The following is an 18,723-nucleotide window of genomic DNA, read 5'->3' on the forward strand; positions in this document are numbered from 1 at the left end:
CAGCGAGGAGCGCTCAGGATGACCGGCGACGTACAGCAAGCGCGTGGACGAAGACTGTCCTCCTGGACGACCCGGCGCTGGCTCCGCGTGGGAGTGGCCGCGTCGCTGGTCGTGCTGACCCTGCTGGGAGCGACGGGCGCCTGGGTGATGGGACGCAGCCAGGCGATCAGCAACAACCTCACCGACGTACGGTCGCCTTCCCTCTCGACCGCGTTCCGCCTGGAGACGGCCCTGGTCAATCAGGAGACCGGGATCCGCGGCTACGGCCTGACCGGTACGGCGGAGTTCCTGGCCCCCTACCGCCAGGGAATCGCTGATCAGAGAACGTACACCCGGTCGCTCGGAGAGCTGCTCCATGGCGATCCGGCCCGGACGAACGACTTGAAGTCGGTCCAGGACGCCGTGGACGCGTGGCAGAGGGGGATCGCCGAGCCCGTTGCCGCCGCTCCGCCCGGATCACCCTCACCGCTGGCAGCGGAGCGGCTGGCCAACGGCAAAGCGGCCTTTGACGAAGTCCGCACAGCTCTGGCGAACCAGCAGGAGAGGCTGCGCGCGGACCGTGTCCAGGCCCGGGCGGATCTGCAGTCCACGGTGACCTTGCGGAACTGGGTGTTCGGCACCATCGCGCTGCTCATCGTCGTCCTCGCCGCCCTCATCTTCGAAGGGCTGCGCCGCGGCATCAACCGGCCCTTGGACCAGCTGGGTGCCGACGCCCGCATCATCTCCGCAGGCGACTTTGACCATCCCATCACCCCGACCGGCCCGGCCGACCTGCGGCGCCTGAGCGGTGAGATCGAGTCCATGCGCCGGCGCCTGGTACGGGAGCTGGCCTTCGCTGAGGAGGCGCGGCTGCGGCTGGACGCGCAGGCTGCGGATCTGCAGCGCTCCAACGCCGAGCTGGAGCAGTTCGCGTACGTGGCCTCCCACGATCTGCAGGAACCGTTGCGCAAGGTGTCCAGCTTCACCCAGCTCCTGCAGCGCCGCTACGGCGGCCAGCTCGACGAGCGAGCCGACCAGTACATCGACTTCGCGGTCGACGGGGCGAACCGTATGCAGACTCTCATCAGCGACCTGCTCAACTTCTCCCGCGTGGGCCGGGTCCACAACGCCCAACAGAGCATCGACCTGAACAAGACGCTCGAGGAGACTCTGTCGGCACTGAGCGTGGTCGTCGAGGAGACCGGGGCGACGATCACGCACGATCCCCTGCCCGACCTGGTCGCCGATCCCAGCCAGATGGCCATGCTCTGGCAGAATCTGATCGGCAACGCCGTCAAGTTCCGCCGTCCCGAGACAGCTCCGAAGATCCACATCACGGCGGCCCCGGAGGCCGGGCTGTGGCGATTCACCGTGACCGACAACGGCATCGGGATCCCGCCGGAGTACGCCGAGAAGATCTTCGTCATCTTCCAGCGGCTGCACACCAAGGACACCTACAGCGGCAGCGGCATAGGTCTGGCCATGTGCAAGAAGATCGTCGAATTCCACGGCGGCACCATCACCATCGATCCGGACTACCGCGACGGTGCTCGCATCGTCTTCACCCTGGCACCCGAACCACCGCAGATCCCCGGCCCGTCGGCCGCGCCGGAAGCCACGCGGCCAGAGGCGGAGCAGGCACGATGACCACCGCTGGGGAACAGGTTCCGGGCGCGCCCTCGGCTCTGCCCCTGTACCGCATCCTCCTGATCGAGGACGACCTGGGCGATGCCGTGCTCGTCGAGGAACTCCTCCACGACACGGGTCTGACCTTCGAGTTGACGACCCGCACCAGCCTGGCCGAAGCTCGTACCGAACTGGCCTCAAATCGGGCCGACTGCGTTCTCCTTGACCTGCATCTGCCGGACGTATCGGGCATTGACGCCCTCACCGCCGTACGGACGCTGGCACCGCACACCGCTGTCATCGTCCTGACCGGGCTCTCGGAGGCCCAGGCGGGCACCGAGGCGATGGCCGCCGGTGCCCAGGATTACCTCGTCAAGGGCAAGGTCGAGCCAGATCTCCTGCACCGAACCGTGCGCTACGCCGTCTACCGCAGCCGGACCGAACGCGCGAACGCCGAGGCCCAGGCAGCCCGACAGCGCGCGGAGGAGAACGCCCGACTGGAACGTGGCCTCCTTCCGCAGCCCATCCTCGACACGTCCACCGTCCGGGTCACCTCCCGCTACCTACCCGGCGCCGCACTGGCCCTGCTCGGCGGAGACTTCCTCGACGTCGTCGAAGGCGACGACGGCCTCCTCCACGCCGTCGTCGGCGACGTCAGCGGCCACGGCCCCGACGCCGCCGCCCTCGGCGTCTTCCTGCGCATCGCCTGGCGCTCCCTCGTCCTCGGCGGACACCGTGGCGAGGCCCTGCTCCACCTGATGGAACGCATCCTGATCGCCGAGCGAGGCAGCCACTCCCTGTTCGCCACCTGCACCCTTCTCACCCTGGACCAGCGCGCCGGCACCGTCACCCTCCACCTCGCCGGCCACCACGAGCCCCTGTTGACCACAGCGGAGGGCACCCACGAAGTGACGGCGGCGCACGGCGTGGCGCTCGGGATCGTCCCCGGACTTCGCTCCTGGCCCTCCACCACCGTCCCCCTCCCCGCCGCCGGAGCCCTGACCCTCTACACCGACGGCCTCACCGAAGGCCACAGCGGCGCGGACAACGACCGCCTCGGCGTCGAAGGACTCCTCACACTGATCGAAAACCTCCCCCCGGCCGACCCGGCCGTCCACGTCGACTGGCTCATCCAGGAGACCCACCGGCTGAACGCCGGACGCCATTCCGACGACCTGGCCGTCCTCCGTCTCGACTGGGGCGACGTGCCCTCCCAGCCCTGACGGAGACCTCGCCCTGCGCGCAAGGCAGTTGGTCGCCTGAACACGATTGCTGTGCCGTAGGAGCCCGGCACACCCCGAGCTGGAGAAAGGGCGACCGAGTCGCGGGGCGCCATCCAGCCCGACGTGGACGCACGTTGAGAGCCCGAAGACGCTGTGCGATCACGGGGCTGGCTGCGTCGCACCGGCTGCTGCCAGGCATCGGCCGGCGCGGCCCTTGATCTATCCGAAGGTGAAGGCGTACGCCTCAAGGCCCTGGTCGAAACGGATTTCGAGGCGCGCGGTGCGTGGGTCCTCATCGTCGGTGAGTCGGTGCAGGGTGGGCGAGCGGGACACGCTGATCGTCTTTGTCACCTTCCCGTCCACCAGGACGGTGACCCCCCCCGGTGCCGGCGAGGACGAGGTTCGCGTTCTTGGCCCGGTAAGTGAAGGCGAGGCGGGCCTCGGCTCCGGCGGTGAAGTGCTCGTACCCCGCTGTCCAGGTGCCGGCCAGGGAGAGCCTGTTCACCGGCAGCGGTTCGTTGGGGAAGCGGTACACGGCGGGCTTGCCGCCCGTGAGGGGGGTTCCGACGTAGCCGCGGATACGCAGGTTGCTGAGGTAGGTCTCGGGTGTGCGGTCGGCGGTCAGGTGTACTTGGCGGGCCAGAAGCCGTTGCGGTAGTTGTCCCAGGTGGTGAGCTTGTTGTCGAGCGCGACGGGCCAGGTCACGCCGAGCTTCTCGGCACCGGAGATGACGTTGGAGCGCTTCTTCTCGAAGGCGAACTCGGGGGAGTGCACCCCGATGATGCGCAGTCCGGCGTCCTTGTAGGCGCGCTCCCAGTCGCGCAGATGGGGCACGGCGCGCTGGCAGTTGATGCAGGAGTAGGTCCAGAAGTCGATCAGGGTGACCTTGCCGCGCAGGCTCTTGAGGTCGACGGGTTGGTCGCCGGGGGTGTTGAACCAGGAGTCGATGCCCTCCAGCGCCGGGGCCTTCCCGCAGGAGCGGAGTTCGTCGGCGCCGTCCTGGCAGCGGGAGAGTTCCTTGTTGGAGTCGTCGTAGAGCCCGGACAACTGCTGCCGGGCCGTTTCGTTGTCCTCGATCTTCTTCTGCACGCCGGAGGTGTAGTCCGGCAGTGAGCCCTTCTCGGTAACGTCTCGTGACGGTTCGTGATCTTGGGTTAAGTGGTGCGGCCGTGCTCCAGCTGGAGCAGGACGAGGGCGGCTCGGGCGATCCGGGTGATGCGGCCGGGGTCGAGGCTGACCCGGCGCAGGGCCTTGAAGGTGACCTTGAGCAGGGCGTTGGCCCGCTCGGAGGCACCGTGGGTGCCACGGATCACCTTGTTGAACGTCTGCTGCTCGGTGGAGAGCTGGCCGCCGTGCGGCTTCTTGACCGGGTGACGGAAGCCCCCCCGGCGTCTTCATGGCCCAGGTCCGTCAGGGTGGGCACGCCCAAGGTGGTCGAGAGTCGATCGAGGGTGGCGTTCAGGCCGTGGGTGCGGGCGCAGGTGGTGTCGTGCTCACGGGCCAGGGCGGACCGGAGAGACCCACAACGGCCAACCGTCGGGGGCGGGGACGACCTGTACGTTCCCGCCGTGGTGCTTGTGCTTTCCGGATCACCAGAGGTCGGCCCCGTTCGGTCCTGGGGCGGCGACGCGGTCGGTGCGGATGACGGTGCCGTGCAGGTTGAGGTGGGTGGAGCCGGCTGCGGCCGCGCGCTCGTGTGGAGCCTGTTGGTGTCCTGAACATGATCTAGGTCCTGGCTGTGCACGTCACTTCGCCGATTCCGATCCGTCTCCGACGATCAGTTCGTTCACGGGGGCTCAGCTCCGGGGTTCGGTTGGCTCCGGGATGTACCGGACGTCCTTGAGAGGCGCTGTGGGCTGTGCGCCGAACTTTTCCACGACGGTGCCGCTGGTGCCGACGTGCACGACCTGGAGGGCGACGCGGGTGTCCCATTCGCGCAGGTCGATCCGCACGCGGGGGGACCCGCTTTCGGGCTTCATATCCACGATCTGCTCGTCGAAGTATCCGGCCCGCTTGAGTGCGGCTCGCACTTCGGCGGCGCTCTCGCCCGTGCCCTTGAGGGCCGTGGTGATGTGCGCGGCGAACTTGTCCGCGTAGCAAACCTCGGGCTTGGTGAGCGGAACCGGATCCAGGAGGTTCCCGTCGGGCACGGCCGGTACGGGTTCATCGGTGGGGGGCGGATCGGCAGGCAGGGGAAGGCGGTCGCCGGGCTTGCCGGCGGGCTTGACGGAGGGGTCTTGGGCGACGGTGGGAATGTCGCTGGGGCCGAGGGGCTTGCCGGTCTTGGTGCCGTCCAGCGGCGGGCAGCCGTCGATGATCTCGAGGGACAGCTTCATGAAGTCAAGCTGCGGATCGCCGGCGTCCCCGCCCTCGGGTACGGAGACGACCTTGTCCGTCTCAATGGTTGCGGCCGAGGGAGTGCTGGAGCAGGCGGTGAGGGCGAACGCGCCCAGAGCGAGGGCGGTTGCGGTGTGTGCTATTCGGGACATGACGTCAACTTAGAGTCGCGCGCTGGCACCGCCATGAGTACACGTACTCATCTCGAAGCGGAAGAGTCGACTCGCGCCGCAAGGCAGCCAACTCGCCCCCAAACAGCAGACGTTCAACAAGGCCGCCCTCGTCCTGCTCCAGACGGAGCACGGCCGCACCACCTGGCCGAAAATCACGAAACGTCACGAGACGTTACCGAGAAGGGCTCATTGATGAGCATTTTCACGTCTGTCTCCTCGTCGGTGTGGCGGAGGGCTTGTCGGCCTGCGTTTTCCCTGGTGAAAGCAGGTACGGCGGATTATTGATCTCGGAGGTCCTCGGCGGTCCTCGCGCCCCATGATCCTGCAGACGCATCATGTGGAACACCTCCGAGGCATCCCAGCAGGTACCCCTCCGGTGGAGACGGCTCCCGCACAGCGCGGTCACCGCTCGCGGTGCGTCACGCCCGCGCCTGCGGCCGCCGACGCGCGCGACGGCGCCCGAGCCGACCGATGCTGAGAACAGCCCGCTTCCCGCACAGAGGATGACGCCCATGGTCGACGCAGTGGTGATCGGCAGCGGACCGAACGGGCTGGTGGGGGCGACCGCGCGGTCCACCCGGAATACGTCAACGACCTGTTCAGCTGGCTGATGTCCATGCTGGGGCAGTCGCTCGGCTTTCCCGTTCCGGTCGACGGCGCCGGGGCGCTCACCAACGCGCTGGTACGGCGGTTGCAGGGCCGCCGGGGAGGCCATTCTCGCCCGGCCGGCTGTTGGACGACATGCGGCGGTTCCAGTGGGACTCCGCCACGTTCAAGGTGGACTGGGCGCTCAACGGGCCCAGTCCCTGGATCAGCGCGGCCGCCGCATCGGCGTGGGCCTATACCCATGCCCCACACCGTGAAGGCGGACGCATGCGCGGAAGGGCGGCCCCGCACCACCTGAAACGAGGCTGAGGGCCGACGGGCCCCACAGGCGCCTTGTCCGCGCGAAACCGGCCCGTTCTGCTCCGGGGCCGTCGGTTCGGCTCAGCAGGCGATGACTTTCGGCTTTTCCCGCGGATGGGCTTTCCCAGCGGATGCGCAGCCGGGCTGCTGGGGCGAGCCTGGAGTGCGTGTGAACCGTCCGTAGGGAAAGGAATCGCCATGCCTCGACAGGGCAAACTCGGCAAGGGTGATGAAGTGTCGTGGAAGAGCCATGGCCAGGAAGTGACCGGCAAGGTGAAGAAGAAGATCACCGATCGCACCGAGGCGGCCGGCCGCACCGTCGACGCTTCCCCCGATGAACCGCAGTATGAGGTGGAGAGCGACAAGTCCGGCCGCTCCGCCGTCCACAAGCCCAGCGCCCTCCGCAAGAAGGGCCGTCACTCCTGAATGGCCGCCGGCAGGACTTCCGGTCCACCGCTCCCTGACTCCCGGTTGTGAAAGGGGAGGGGGCCGGCACCTCGCCCCCGAGGTACCGGCCGAATCCGGGCGGCGTTCAGGCCGCTGCCTTCTTCAGTGACGTGAGATGGGCGAAGACCACCACGTTCGCCGAGTAGCCCGCCTTCTCGTCGAACCGCCCGCCGCAGGTCAGCAGGCGGAGTTCGGGCCGCCCGGTCTCCCCGTACACCTTGTCGTCGGGGAACTTCTCCTTTGTGTACGTCTTCACCGCGTCCACGGTGAACACTGCGGTTTTGCGGTCTGCGCGCACCACGTTGACCTTGTCGCCCCGGCGCAGTGCGTTGAGGTTGAGGAAGATGGCGGGGCCGGTCCTGGTGTCGCGGTGGCCCACGAGCAGGGCTGTGCCGTCCTCACCGGGCGACGGCCCCTTCTCGTACCAGCCCGTCAGCTTGGGCTTGCTCAACGGCGGTGCTTCCAGCCGGCCTTTCGTGTCGAGGCCGAGTCCGGTGACCGGCGCCTCGATGAAGATGGCGGGAATGGCGACCTTGAGCGGGCGGGAGGGCACCAGGGGGGCGTGCGAGGCGGGCACGTGCTTCTCCGGTGTGTGCGGTGCCCGCCGGAACGGCTCGGGCGCGCCGCCCGCGGCGTCGCTGCCGCGGGCGGCGGTGACCGTCTGGGTGTCCTCGGAGGAGTCCGAGGACACCCAGACGATGCCGGCCACCAGAGAGAACGTCACGCACAGCGTCATGGTGAGACGGCACGCGCGTGTCGGTCCTCGTCGTCGCCGTCGGCAGTGGACGTTACGCCTCGCCACGGGCACGGCGACGGCGCATCATGATCAGCCCCGCGGCTCCTGCGGCGCCGGCGACCAGCGCGGCGGCGGCGGTTCCGGCGTTCGAGTCGCTCTCGGAGCTGATGGGCTCCATGTCCGGGACGCCGCCGCCGCCCGCGGGGACCGCGCCGATGGGCGGCTTGTGAGGCTTGCCGCCGCCGTGACCGCGGTCGGGGCACTCGACCTTGAAGCTCTTCTGCTTCGGGCCTGCCGGGACGACCCACACCAGCTGGTACGTGCCCTCCGGGAGCCGGTACGTCTCACTGCGCGCACTGCCGTTGATGAGCGGAAGGGTGTCCAGCAGGGTGGTGCCCGGCGGCACGGTCGGGGGCTGCTCGGTGATCGTCCAGGGGACCGAGGGGAACGACTCGAAGTTGCTCGCCGCCAGTACGAACTTGCAGACCTCGACCCCTTCGCGGTCACCGCTCGAGTGCCAGCTGACCGAGCGGATGTCGATGTCACCGCTGTCGCCGGGGACGGCATAGGCGGCGGGAGCCCCGGCCAGGGTGGCACCGGCTACTGCGACTGCGAGGGCCACCTTGGCGCCCGTGCGGACATTGCGGGATCGGACGGAACTGGGGATGCGCATGAAGGCTCCTTCAAGCCGAGATGATTGTCGTACTGATCACCTGATCGCCTAAGGGATGTCATGAATCGTCGTAAAAGTCAGATAAGACACGGGGATATTCCAGAAGTGCCCTGATCGGCAGATAGCGGACGAGTGGCATCCGGACTTCCGGACCGGGTCGAGGATGGGAGGCGGCAGCGTTGACGCGGCCGACGACCCCGGGGATGCGCGCCCGGGTGCAGGCGCTTTCCCTCTCCCGCGCCCTCCTTCGTCGTTTCCCCGCTCCTTCAATGGGAAGCTGCCGTTCATGGACCACTCGCAAGTTCCTGTACTTGACGCTCTGAAGGCGTACCACGCGCGAAATCTCCTGCCTTTCACACCGCCTGGCCACAAGCAGGGCCGCGGAGCCGACCCCAGAGTTCGAGCGGTCTTGGGAGATCCGGTCTTCGACGCGGACATGCTGGCCGTGTCCGGCCTGGACGACCGCACCTCGTCACAGCGGATCCTGAGGCAGGCACAGGAGCTGATGGCCGACGCGGTCGGTGCCGAGCACACGTTCTTCTCCACCTGCGGCAGCTCACTGTCCGTGAAGGCCGCCATGCTCGCTGCCGCCGGACCGCACGAGAAGCTGCTGGTCAGTCGAGACGCGCATAAATCCGTTGTCTCGGGCCTGATTCTCGCGGGCATCCGACCGGTATGGGTGGAGCCTCGATGGGATCCTGACCTGCACCTGGCACACCCGCCCACTCCTGAGGCACTCAGGTCGGCGTTCGCGGAACATCCGGACGCGCAGGGGGCCTTGATCACCAGTCCGACCCCCTACGGCACCTGCGCCGACCTGCAGGCCATGGCGACGCTGTGCCATGAGCGGGGCGTGCCGCTGATCGTGGACGAAGCCTGGGGTGCGCATCTGCCTTTTCACCCCGACTTGCCGACGTGGGCCATGGACGCCGGGGCGGACGTGTGCGTGACATCAGTCCACAAAATGGGTTCAGGTCTTGAGCAGGGGTCGGTCTTCCACCTGCAGGGAGACCTGATCTCCGCGAGCACGCTCGCCTCCCGAGCCGACCTGCTGGACACGACCAGCCCCTCGGTCCTCATCTACGCGGCTCTGGACGGATGGCGCCGTCAGATGGTGGAACACGGCCGTGGGCTTCTGGACGACGCTCTTTCCAGGGCCCGCAGCGTGCGTGCGGAGATCGAGAACATGGAGGGCCTGCACGTCAATGACCGCGCAGACTTCTGCGCGCCTGGGAGGGCCTTCGACATGGACCCGCTGCAGGTCTTCATCGATCTGAGCGGACTCAAGCTCAGCGGCTACGACGCGGCCGACTGGCTTCGACGGAACCATCGGATCAACCTGCACACGTCCGATCACCGGCGTATCAACGCCCAGCTCACTCATGCCGACGATGACACGACCACGGCACGCCTCCTTGATGGTCTGCGTGATCTCGTTGCGCACGCCGACGAGCTTCCTCCCGCTCCGGACATCCACGTTCCGGACCCGGGTGAACTCCGTCTACGGCAGGCGACGCTGCCACGCGACGCCTTCTTCGGTGACGTCGAGCAGGTGCCCGCAGGACAGGCGGTCGGCCGGATCTGCGCCGAAATGCTCACGCCTTACCCGCCCGGCATCCCCGCCGTCCTTCCCGGCGAAGTTCTTGACCGGGCCGTGGTGGAGTACCTCAGGACCGGTGTGGACGCAGGAATGCTTGTTCCCGATGCGGCCGACCCCACTTTGGCCACCATTCGTGTGTCCCTGCACGATGTCGGTGCCGACTGAAGGAGCCTTCACGCCCGGGCGCCAGGGGCACGTATCCTCCGCCGATCGCGGACAGACCGAGCCGAAGGACGAATCTCGGAACGCTCAGAAATGTCGTCCTCCGAGTGCCTCGACCCGGGCGTGCCTTTCCGCAGATGTCGCCGGCCACGTGCACGCCGCGCTTACTCCGCCCGCGGTGGGGCCTGCATGTACGGGCCGGTCAGGAAGCCCGGCGTGACCTGACCGACGCGATGGTGGCCAGGCCCGCGCCGACGGCGAGAACGATCGATCCCCGCAGCCAGACGTCCCGTTCGATCTGGGTGGCGAGAAGCACGCAGGAAAGGGCGCCGAGCACAGGGACGATCGTCGGTGCCCGGAAGTGGTCTTGGGACGTGGGGTCGCGGCGCAGGAGGAGGAGCGAGGTGTTGACCAGGAAGAAGACCACCAGAAGCAGCAGGACCAGCGTGGAGGCCAGCGTCGACACATCGCCGGTCAGTGCGAGGAGCAGCGAGAGCGCGGTGGTCGTGGCGATGGCGGCCCATGGGGTGCGGCGGACGGGAAGGACTTTCGCCAGGAAGCCGGGGAGGAGGCCGTCCCGCGCCATGCCGTAGGCCAGGCGTGAGGACATGATGCCCGTCAGCAGGGCGCCGTTCGCGACGGCCACCAGGGCGACGGCGCCGAACAGCTCGGTAGGGACGCCTCCGGCCGCCCGGACCACTTCGAGCAGCGGGCCGCTCGATTCCGACAGCGTCTCCGTCGGCACAGCGGCGGACGCGGCTACGCCGACCAGCGCGTACACCGCGCCCGCCGTCAGCAGTGCGCCGAAGAGCGCACGAGGGTACGAGCGCCGGGGGTCACGCGTCTCTTCGGCCACGTTGACGGACGTCTCGAACCCGACGAACGAGTAGTAGGCCAGCACCGCGCCACTGAGCACGGCGGCCACCGGCCCCTCGCGTGAGGTGCCCAGGTCGGTGAGGCGCTTCAGGTCTCCGTCCCCGCGGAGCACGATCCAGGCGCCGAGACCGATCACCAGGAGCAGCCCGCCGACCTCGATGACCGTGGCGACGACGTTGGCCCGGGTCGACTCGCTGATGCCCCGCGCGTTCAGCAGCGCCAAGACGGCCAGGAAGACGACGGTCACGAGCACGACGGGCAGGGTGATGAACTCGGAGAGGTAGTCCCCGCCGAACCCCCGGGCCAGGGCGGCCACCGACACCACACCGGCGGCGAGCATACAGAAGCCGGCGAAGAACCCGAGGAAGGGTCCGTAAGCCAGGGTCGCGTAGTGCGATGCGCCACCGGCGCGCGGATACTTGGTGACCAGCTCGGCGTAGGAGGCGGCCGTCAGCAGGGCCAGACACAGGGCCGCGACCAGCGGAGCCCATACGGCACCGCCGGACTCGGCGGCGACCTCGCCCACCAGGACGTACACCCCCGCTCCGAGGACGTCCCCCAGGATGAAGAAGTAGAGCAGCGGAGTGGTGAGAGCCTTCTTCAGCGGGGTCGGAGGGGCCGAGGCCGGGGGAGTCGTGCGAAGTGGTTTCACGTTGCGCCGGGTACCCAGCCCACCATCCACCAGTCGGTGAATCCCTCCGATGACCGTACGGGCATTCGCTCCTCGCCGGCGCGCCGCCTCGCATCGTCGGCCGGACCGCTTACGTGCGGCGCGGCACCGCTGACGACCGGCGGCCCCGGGACAGTCCGAGCCCGGGGCCGCCGGGACCGGTGTCAGACGGCCGGAGTGAACCGCTCCCAGGCCCGGTGACGGGCCAGCAGATCGGTCAGGCCGTCCAGGGCCGTGGCCGCGCCGTCGGCGGTCACCACGCCGGGTACGTCGGAGGTGAGGCCGGCGGCCTCCAGGGTTTCCAGGCCGTCCGCCCAGGCGCCGATGGCCTTCCCGTGCCGGAACGCCTCGGCGATCAGCAGCAGGACCCGGGGATCGATGCCGGCGGCAGCCGCAACGCCGTCGTCGACCTTGGCGTCGCGGGCTCCGTAGGCGTCGGCTCCGGGAGCGGGTGCGCCGGCGAGGAGGAGGGCGTCGAACTCGATGGAGCGCGCGGTGGTGAAGGTGCGCTGGACGGTGACCGGGTCGTCGTCGGGTCCGATGGTGCCGTCGGCCGGGGCGATGACCAGGGGGACCATCCTGGCGTCCAGGACTGCCTGCCGTACGGACCTGACGCCGTCCAGGTCGGCGTGCGCGTCGGCGACGATGCCGACGATCCGGCCGTCCAGCGGCCATGCCTGGCCGAGCTGGGAGAGCGCGGGGCTGGGGGCCGGGTCGGTGAGCGGGGTGTCGGCCGCCGGCGCGGGAAGGCCCAGGCCCGCGGCGACCTGGGCGCACAGTTCGCTGTCGATGTTGGCCAGTACGGTCAGGGCCCGTTCCTTGACAGCCTGCTCGTAGCACTTGCCGAGCTCGAAGGTGTAGGCGGCGATGATGTGCTCGCGCTCGGTGGGCGTCATGCTGAGCCAGAACAGCCGCGGCTGGCTGTAGTGGTCGTCGAAGGAGGCCGGCGCCTTGCGTTCCTTGACGCTCGCGGCGACCTCGGCGGGCACTTCGACGAACGCGCCGGTGTCCTCGCCGGCGAGGAAGGGGCAGCCGCCGTCGAGGCTGTTGGGGCGGTAGGGGGCGACACCGCGGTGGACGGCGGCCTGGTGCATGCCGTCGCGGAGCATGTCGTTCACCGGGGCGTGGGTGCGGTTGATCGGCAGCTGGCCGAAGTTGGGACCCCCTAGCCGGGTGAGCTGGGTGTCGAGGTAGGAGAACAGGCGACCCTGGAGCAGCGGGTCGTCGGTGACGTCGATGCCGGGGACGAGGTGGCCGAGGTGGAAGGCGACCTGCTCGGTCTCGGCGAAGTAGTTCGACGGGTTCGCGTTGAGGGTGAGCAGCCCGATCGGCTGGACCGGCGCCATCTCCTCGGGCACGATCTTCGTCGGGTCGAGGAGGTCGATTCCCGCGAAGTTCTGCTCCGGGGTGTCCGGGAACGTCTGTATGCCCAGCTCCCACTGCGGGAACGCTCCGGCCTCGATCGCGTGGACCTCCAGACGCTGCTCCACCCGGATGTCCGGGCGGACGGCGACGCGAGACGCCGGGGCGCCTGCCCGTCCTCGTCCTCGCGAACCCTTTCGGAGCGGGACCGTCTGGCTCTGCTCGCCGACACCACGGCCCAGCTGATCTACAACATCGACGTGGACGAGTCACTGCGCAGAGTGGTGGACCTGCTGCTGCCACGGATCGCCGACTGGGCGGTCATCGACCTGATCACGGAGACCGACGAGGTGAACCGGTCGCTCGTGGTCCACGCCCACTCCGGCGGCCTGAAGATACGGGAGGACCTGCAAGGGCCCATGCCGCCCGTGCCCGCATCCTCACCCATGCCGCTGTCCAAGGCCCTGCGCGGTGTGGCCTTCACCCTCGCCGGCCCGGAGACCTACGACGTACCACCTGACAGCGCGGTGGCGGTCGAGCAGCGGAAGCTGTTCACCGCGACCGGCATCAAGACGGCGGCCCTCGCACCCGTCAAGGGGCCGAGCGAGGTCCTCGGAGCCATCACGCTGGGCCGTACCGCGGGTGAGGAGCCGTTCAACCAGGCCGACCTGGACCTGCTGGAGAACATCGGCCGGCGCATCGGCATCGCCCTGGAGAACGCCCGCCACTACCAGCGCCAACGGCAGGTCGCCGCGACCATGCAGCGCTACCTTCTGCCCCAGCTTCCCCGGCCGGCCGGGGTGGAGATGACCGCGCGCTACCTCCCCTCGCCGGACGCCTCCCACGTGGGCGGCGACTGGTACGACGCCTTCCCCCTCCCCAACGGCGACACCGCCCTGGTCATCGGCGACGTCGTCGGGCACGACCTGGAAGCCGCCGCCGGCATGGCCCAGCTCCGCAACATGCTCCGCGCCTACACCTGGGCCCAGGACGATCCGCCGCACCACACCGTCGAACGCCTGGACCGGGCCATGGGCCACATCACCGACGTCTCCATGGCCACCTTGGTCCTGGCCAGGCTCACCATCGAACCATCCGGACACCGAGCCCTCCGCTGGACCAACGCGGGCCACCCGGCTCCGCTGCTCCTCGACTCCACCGGCAGGACGCGCTTCCTCGGCGAGGGCAGAGGGATCCTCCTCGGAGCCTCCGCCGACCGCTCACGGCCCGAGGCCCGGGTCCACCTGCCGCCGGGCTCGACGCTCCTGTTCTACACCGACGGCCTCATCGAGTCGCGCGGCCGGCCCTTGGACGCCGGCCTCAAGCGGCTGCGGGAAGCCGCCGCCGACCTGCGTCGGCGTCAGCTGGACGACTTCGTCGACGAGTTGCTCGTACGGTCACGTCCCGCCGACAACGACGACGACGTCGCCCTGCTCGCCATCCGCATCCCGCCCACCCCATGAACCGAGGGTCTGTCGGCTCCCGGCGCGCAGAGCAGACAGGCGACCGTGTTTGGGAACGTCGATCGGGGACATACGTCGGCTCGACGTGCTTGGGCAGACAGGCACACACTCGCGGGAGCGGCATCCGGCCGCCGTGAGGTGTTCCTTGTCGGTGCCCTCCCGTGTTGTCCGTGAACAGCAGTCATCGGGAGACGCGCATGACCACCACAACCCAACGTCTTCGGCCCACCGCCGCCTTGGACCACGGTGCAACCGCCACTGCCACTCCCACCGCGCTTCCGCGGATCGAGGATCCCGGGAAGGTCGCTCCGAAGGACGCACGAGCACTGGGGTCGTTGTTCTTCGAGCAGTTGCAGGTACTGGAAGAAGGCACGCAGGAGTATCAGTACGCGCGGAACACGCTGATCGAGATGAACCTGTCGCTGGTGCATTTCGCGGCGAAGCGCTTCCGCAACCGTGGCAGCGGAGAGATGGAGGACATCGTCCAGGTCGGCACGATCGGGCTGATCAAGGCGATCGACCGCTTCGAGCTGTCGCGCGAGGTCGAGTTCACCTCCTTCGCGATCCCTTACATCGTCGGCGAGATCAAGCGGTTCTTCCGCGACTCGACGTGGGCCGTCCACGTACCGCGCCGTCTGCAGGAACTGCGCGTGGCCCTGGCCAAGGCCAAGGAGAGTCTCACCTCCGTCCTGGGCCGTGACCCCGGCGTCGCCGAACTCGCCGATCACCTGAGCATGAGCGAGGAGGAGGTCATCGAGGGGCTCATAGCCGCCAACGGTTACACCGCGGGCTCCCTGGATCTGCCCATCGGCGCCGAGCAGAACAGCGCCGAGACGGTCACCTACGGAGACATCAAGGGTGACGTCGACCCGGCCATGGAACTGGTCGAAGACCTGCACGCGCTGGCGCCGCTGCTGGACCGGTTGGACGACCGAGATCGGGAGCTCGTCGCGATGCGCTTCGGCCAGGAGATGACACAGGCTCAGATCGGCGAACACCTCGGCATCTCGCAGATGCATGTCTCCCGGCTGCTGGCCCGGCTGCTCACCAAGCTCCGCAAGGAGATGCTCACCCAGAACTGACCGGCACGCGACAGCACTGACCGGCACGCGACAGCGAGGAGCGGGCCGCGGCGCCAGGCGGACATGATGCCAGGGCACTCGTCACCGTAAGGGGCATCGGCGAGAGCTCTGCGTGATCCTCGCGCCGCGATCCGCCGCGTGTCGAGCGATCGCCGTCAGCTTCGACGTCTCCTGTGGAAGAGGCTTCACCCCCCGATGCCGGACCTTCCCTGCGCACACGCAGACGGAGACCGAGAGGACTGAAGGACCATGAGGGACAACGCCGAGCAGATCCGAGCGCTCATCGAGGGCTGGGCCGAAGCGGTGCACGAGGGCCGTATCGACACGGTCGTCGCGACATCGAGGAGCTGGAGGTCACCGCGGGTGCGGACGTCACCTTCGCCCACGCCCTCGTGCGATGCGGCACGGAGGAGGAACTCACGGCTCACCCCGGGCTCCGGCTGCGGCTCACCCTCGGGCTGCGCAAGGAGGCGGGCCGCTGGGTGATCGCGCACGAGCACCACTCCTTCCCCGACCTCAGCACTCCCGGCGCCGAGGCCGAGATCCGCGCCGTGCACGATCACTGGTTCGACAGGACCGCGGCGAAGGATCTGGAAGGCGTGATGCGGCGCATCGCGGGGCACCGGGAACCGTGACCTGGGACGTTCCTGACATGCGCGTATTTGTCCGCGACGACATCGCCGTCGTCCGGGGCCTGAACCGCATGACCGCCGGGGAGGCCGACGGCACGACGGCTGCGTCCTGGTCACGGGGCACCCGGGTGCTCCAGCGGCGGAACGGCGGGTGGGTCATGATCCACCAGCACGTCTCCTACCCTTGCCGAGTTGCCACCGGCAGCCCCGGATGGACGGGAAGTGCATCCAAGATGAAGGATTGTTCATTTTCGCTTCATCTTCGTACCGCCCGGGACAGTCAGGGTGAACGCATGGCTTTCTCACCTCGTCTGGCGGCCCTGGCAGCCGTCGTCGCCGTGCCCCTCGGCATAGCGGCCACCAGCTATGCCATGACCGACACCCCGGAGGCACCGAAGGTGCCTCCCACCGTCCGGCTGGAGGAGACTCCGCGCGGCACACCGCCGCCGAGCGGGGTCACCTCGCCGACCGACGCCCCGTCGCCGAGCGGCTCCTCCACCCCGGCCCGTACACCGGACAGCTCCGTCGTCCCCGGCCCCTCGGCGGCCGACGACGATGACGACGACGACTTCGGTGATGACGGTTAGCTTCCCCAGAATCTCCGCCCGGGTACGGATCCTGCTGTGGCTGCTGGTGGTGATGGCCGTCGCGCTGGGCGCGGTCGCCATCACCGTACGCTCGCTCCTCCAGCGGGACGTGGACCACCGCATCGGCCAGCTGCTCACCCAGGAGACCGGCGAGTTCGCGAACTTCGTGCCGCAGGGGGTGGACCCGGACACCGGCGGCCGGTTCGACACCGCGGACAAGCTGCTCCGCGTCTATCTGCAACGGCAGTACGCGGACCCCGACGAGGAGCTGCTGGGGCTGACCGGACGGCCCGGCGACCGCCCCGGTGTCGTCCGGCAGCGCCGCGAACTGCCGCGGGACATCGCCCTGTGGCAGGACAACGCCTCGCTCACCCGGATCCATGCCTCCCCAGACTCCTTCGGGACCCTGGACCGCCCGCAGGGAGAGTTGCGCTGGGCCAAGGTCGCCATCGAGCCGTCCACGGGCGAGCAGCCCGGCGCGTTCGTCGTCGCCTTCCACCCGGAGCGCGAACGGGCCGTCGCCGACAAGACGTTCTGGACGCTGCTCGCCCTGTCCGGGGTCGCGCTGCTGATGACGACCGGGATCGGCTGGGCCGTCGCCGGACGCATCCTCGCACCCGTCCGGATCGTCCGTACGACGGCGGCGGAACTGACCGAGCAGGACCTCACCCGGCGTATCCCGGTGGAGGGCCGGGACGACATCGCGGCCCTCGCCGAGACGTTCAACGCGATGCTCGACCGCCTGGAGCGGGCGTTCGCCGCGCAGCGGGTCTTCGTCGACGACGCCGGGCACGAGCTGCGCACCCCCATCACCATCGTCCGGGGCCACCTGGAGCTGATGGGCGACGACCCGGCGGACCGGGAGGAGACGGTGCGGCTGGTCACGGACGAGCTGGACCGGATGAGCCGCATCGTCGAGGACCTGCTCCTGCTCGCAGGGGCCGAGCGCCCCGACTTCGTACGCCCCGAACCCGTCCAGCTCGCCGAGCTGACCGCCGACGTGTTCGTCAAGGTGCGGACCCTCGGAGACCGGGAGTGGCAGCTCGACGGCGTCGCTGACCTCGAAGTGCGCCTGGACCCGCAGCGGATGACGCAGGCGATGGTGCAGCTCGCGCAGAACGCCGTCCAGCACACCGTGCCCGGCCAGCGCATCCGTATCGGCTCGCGGGCCGAGGCGGGCCGGGACGGGACGGACCGCGTCGAGCTGTACGTCGCCGACCACGGGCCCGGGATCCCGCCGGAGGACGCCGAGGTGATCTTCGAGCGGTTCCGCCGGGGGACATCCCGGCGCGGCACCCGCACCAGCGGCGCGGGGCTGGGCCTCGCCATCGTCAAGGCCATCGCGGAGGGCCACCACGGCCGCGTCGAACTACGCCCGACCGAGGGCGGCGGAGCCACCTTCGTACTCACGCTGGAGACCGATTCATGAACCGCATACTGATCGCCGAGGACGAGGAGCGCATCGCCTCGTTCGTCCAGAAGGGCCTGCGGGCCAACGGCTTCACCACGGTCGTCGCCGAGGACGGGGACCTGGCGCTGGGCCACGCCCTGACCGGCGGGTTCGACCTGATGGTGCTCGACATCGGCCTGCCCGGACGGGACGGTTTCACCGTGCTGCGGGAGCTGCGCGAGGCCCGTGTCACGCTGCCGGTCATCGTGCTGACCGCCCGCGACTCCGTACGGGACACGGTGGCCGGGCTGGAAGGCGGGGCCGACGACTGGATGACCAAGCCGTTCCGCTTCGAGGAGCTGCTCGCCCGGGTACGGCTGCGGCAGCGCACCGCCGCCCGCGCGCCCGAGGTCACCATGTTGCGCAGCGGGAGCCTCGCCCTGGACCTGCGGACGCGGCGGGCCCGCGCGGGCGAACGGACGGTGGATCTGACGGCGCGCGAGTTCGTGCTCCTGGAGATGTTCCTGCGCCACCCCGGCCAGGTGCTGTCGCGCGAGCAGATCCTCTCCCATGTGTGGGGGTATGACTTCGATCCCGGATCCAACATCGTGGACGTCTATGTGCGCGCGCTGCGCCGGAAGCTGGGCGCGGAGCGTCTTGAGACGATCCGGGGCATGGGGTACCGCCTGCCCTGAGCCTGGCCCCGGGCACGCCCGGGGCTGGGGTGGAAGCAGGGTGCGGGCGGGGTGGGAGCGGCTCGGCGCATTCGATGAAAGGGCCTTCATCGGCCGCTCATCGG

Annotated in this window: 15 protein-coding genes and 5 pseudogenes; 12 read left to right on the top strand and 8 right to left on the bottom strand. The window is 69.2% G+C overall.

All coding sequences use genetic code 11. The features are described from left to right. Positions 1 to 18 precede the first annotated feature (18 nt). Positions 19 to 1,626, top strand: a complete 1,608-nt coding sequence (locus tag R2B67_RS34360; RefSeq protein ID WP_317824372.1) for a CHASE3 domain-containing sensor histidine kinase — start codon at positions 19 to 21, stop codon at positions 1,624 to 1,626. Beyond that, on the top strand, positions 1,623 to 2,828 hold the full coding sequence (locus R2B67_RS34365) for a PP2C family protein-serine/threonine phosphatase (protein WP_317824374.1): 1,206 nt from the start codon (positions 1,623 to 1,625) through the stop codon (positions 2,826 to 2,828). Before R2B67_RS34360 ends, R2B67_RS34365 begins: the two co-directional genes overlap by 4 nt. 219 nt (positions 2,829 to 3,047) lie before the next feature. Here the strand turns inward: R2B67_RS34365 and R2B67_RS36125 are convergent. From R2B67_RS36125 to R2B67_RS34390, 4 genes and pseudogenes are all read right to left on the bottom strand, one after another. Next, positions 3,048 to 3,528 (bottom strand): annotated as a pseudogene (locus tag R2B67_RS36125) (hypothetical protein). Then, positions 3,450 to 3,917, bottom strand: a complete 468-nt coding sequence (locus R2B67_RS34380; RefSeq protein ID WP_317824376.1) for a redoxin domain-containing protein — start codon at positions 3,915 to 3,917, stop codon at positions 3,450 to 3,452. Before R2B67_RS34380 ends, R2B67_RS36125 begins: the two are co-directional and overlap by 79 nt. A 65-nt stretch (positions 3,918 to 3,982) precedes the next feature. Further along, positions 3,983 to 4,522: pseudogene (locus tag R2B67_RS34385) on the bottom strand (HARBI1 family protein); the annotation flags it as partial. Between the two features lie 102 nt (positions 4,523 to 4,624). Next, positions 4,625 to 5,317, bottom strand: coding sequence for a hypothetical protein (locus R2B67_RS34390; protein WP_317824378.1), 693 nt, complete (start codon positions 5,315 to 5,317; stop codon positions 4,625 to 4,627). A gap of 619 nt (positions 5,318 to 5,936) precedes the next feature. Between R2B67_RS34390 and R2B67_RS34395 the strand changes: the two are divergent. Beyond that, positions 5,937 to 6,172 (top strand): annotated as a pseudogene (locus R2B67_RS34395) (NAD(P)/FAD-dependent oxidoreductase); the annotation flags it as partial. Positions 6,173 to 6,442: 270 nt separating this feature from the next. Further along, positions 6,443 to 6,670, top strand: a complete 228-nt coding sequence (locus R2B67_RS34400; protein ID WP_317824380.1) for a hypervirulence associated TUDOR domain-containing protein — start codon at positions 6,443 to 6,445, stop codon at positions 6,668 to 6,670. 106 nt (positions 6,671 to 6,776) lie between these two features. On the opposite strand, the gene R2B67_RS34405 is transcribed toward R2B67_RS34400, so the two are convergent. Continuing rightward, a complete protein-coding gene (locus tag R2B67_RS34405; RefSeq protein WP_317824382.1) occupies positions 6,777 to 7,427 on the bottom strand; it encodes a class F sortase in 651 nt (216 codons plus the stop codon). A 52-nt stretch (positions 7,428 to 7,479) separates the two neighbouring features. Beyond that, positions 7,480 to 8,100, bottom strand: coding sequence for a hypothetical protein (locus tag R2B67_RS34410; RefSeq protein WP_114928974.1), 621 nt, complete (start codon positions 8,098 to 8,100; stop codon positions 7,480 to 7,482). A 286-nt stretch (positions 8,101 to 8,386) separates the two neighbouring features. Here R2B67_RS34410 and R2B67_RS34415 point away from each other — a divergent pair, with 286 nt between their 5' ends. Continuing rightward, positions 8,387 to 9,865, top strand: coding sequence for an aminotransferase class I/II-fold pyridoxal phosphate-dependent enzyme (locus R2B67_RS34415; protein ID WP_317824389.1), 1,479 nt, complete (start codon positions 8,387 to 8,389; stop codon positions 9,863 to 9,865). Between the two features lie 199 nt (positions 9,866 to 10,064). On the opposite strand, the gene R2B67_RS34420 is transcribed toward R2B67_RS34415, so the two are convergent. Then, positions 10,065 to 11,390: an APC family permease gene (locus tag R2B67_RS34420; protein ID WP_317824392.1), complete on the bottom strand. Its 1,326-nt coding sequence runs from the start codon at positions 11,388 to 11,390 to the stop codon at positions 10,065 to 10,067. Between the two features lie 182 nt (positions 11,391 to 11,572). Continuing rightward, positions 11,573 to 12,874: pseudogene (locus tag R2B67_RS34425) on the bottom strand (catalase); the annotation flags it as partial. On the opposite strand from R2B67_RS34425, the gene R2B67_RS34430 reads away from it, so the two are divergent. The 7 genes and pseudogenes from R2B67_RS34430 (at position 12,830) to R2B67_RS34460 (ending at position 18,619) form a co-directional block, all read left to right on the top strand. Next, positions 12,830 to 14,233 carry a PP2C family protein-serine/threonine phosphatase gene (locus tag R2B67_RS34430; RefSeq protein WP_381075138.1) on the top strand — a complete coding sequence of 468 codons (1,404 nt, stop codon included), beginning with the start codon at positions 12,830 to 12,832 and terminating at the stop codon, positions 14,231 to 14,233. The pseudogene R2B67_RS34425 and the gene R2B67_RS34430 sit on opposite strands and share 45 nt — an antisense overlap. A 197-nt stretch (positions 14,234 to 14,430) precedes the next feature. Beyond that, entirely contained in the window at positions 14,431 to 15,315 is an 885-nt protein-coding gene (locus R2B67_RS34435) for a SigB/SigF/SigG family RNA polymerase sigma factor (protein ID WP_317824402.1), read from the top strand. A 392-nt stretch (positions 15,316 to 15,707) separates the two neighbouring features. After that, a complete protein-coding gene (locus tag R2B67_RS34440) occupies positions 15,708 to 15,950 on the top strand; it encodes a nuclear transport factor 2 family protein (protein ID WP_317824410.1) in 243 nt (80 codons plus the stop codon). A gap of 17 nt (positions 15,951 to 15,967) precedes the next feature. Beyond that, a pseudogene (locus R2B67_RS34445) lies at positions 15,968 to 16,072 on the top strand (DUF4440 domain-containing protein); the annotation flags it as partial. A 168-nt stretch (positions 16,073 to 16,240) separates the two neighbouring features. Further along, positions 16,241 to 16,534 (top strand): hypothetical protein, encoded by a 294-nt coding sequence (locus R2B67_RS34450; RefSeq protein WP_018514966.1) that lies wholly within the window; start codon positions 16,241 to 16,243, stop codon positions 16,532 to 16,534. Continuing rightward, the gene (locus R2B67_RS34455; RefSeq protein ID WP_381075140.1) at positions 16,524 to 17,963 is read left to right on the top strand and encodes a sensor histidine kinase; all 1,440 of its coding nucleotides are present in this window, start codon (positions 16,524 to 16,526) and stop codon (positions 17,961 to 17,963) included. The genes R2B67_RS34450 and R2B67_RS34455 overlap by 11 nt, the downstream gene beginning before the upstream one ends. Further along, positions 17,960 to 18,619: a response regulator transcription factor gene (locus tag R2B67_RS34460; protein ID WP_018514968.1), complete on the top strand. Its 660-nt coding sequence runs from the start codon at positions 17,960 to 17,962 to the stop codon at positions 18,617 to 18,619. The genes R2B67_RS34455 and R2B67_RS34460 overlap by 4 nt, the downstream gene beginning before the upstream one ends. Positions 18,620 to 18,723 lie beyond the last annotated feature (104 nt).

This window comes from Streptomyces cyaneofuscatus (genome assembly GCF_033109485.1).
GTDB classification, from domain to species: Bacteria; Actinomycetota; Actinomycetes; order Streptomycetales; family Streptomycetaceae; genus Streptomyces; species Streptomyces cyaneofuscatus.

Coding starts and splice junctions, on each gene's coding strand:
- R2B67_RS34450 (WP_018514966.1), top strand. CDS start 16,241: ATGGCTTTCTCACCTCGTCTGGCGGCCCTGGCAGCCGTCGTCGCCGTG.
- R2B67_RS34415 (WP_317824389.1), top strand. CDS start 8,387: ATGGACCACTCGCAAGTTCCTGTACTTGACGCTCTGAAGGCGTACCAC.
- R2B67_RS34360 (WP_317824372.1), top strand. CDS start 19: ATGACCGGCGACGTACAGCAAGCGCGTGGACGAAGACTGTCCTCCTGG.
- R2B67_RS34405 (WP_317824382.1), bottom strand. CDS start 7,427: ATGACGCTGTGCGTGACGTTCTCTCTGGTGGCCGGCATCGTCTGGGTG.
- R2B67_RS34400 (WP_317824380.1), top strand. CDS start 6,443: ATGCCTCGACAGGGCAAACTCGGCAAGGGTGATGAAGTGTCGTGGAAG.
- R2B67_RS34435 (WP_317824402.1), top strand. CDS start 14,431: ATGACCACCACAACCCAACGTCTTCGGCCCACCGCCGCCTTGGACCAC.
- R2B67_RS34455 (WP_381075140.1), top strand. CDS start 16,524: ATGACGGTTAGCTTCCCCAGAATCTCCGCCCGGGTACGGATCCTGCTG.
- R2B67_RS34390 (WP_317824378.1), bottom strand. CDS start 5,317: ATGTCCCGAATAGCACACACCGCAACCGCCCTCGCTCTGGGCGCGTTC.
- R2B67_RS34410 (WP_114928974.1), bottom strand. CDS start 8,100: ATGCGCATCCCCAGTTCCGTCCGATCCCGCAATGTCCGCACGGGCGCC.
- R2B67_RS34460 (WP_018514968.1), top strand. CDS start 17,960: ATGAACCGCATACTGATCGCCGAGGACGAGGAGCGCATCGCCTCGTTC.
- R2B67_RS34365 (WP_317824374.1), top strand. CDS start 1,623: ATGACCACCGCTGGGGAACAGGTTCCGGGCGCGCCCTCGGCTCTGCCC.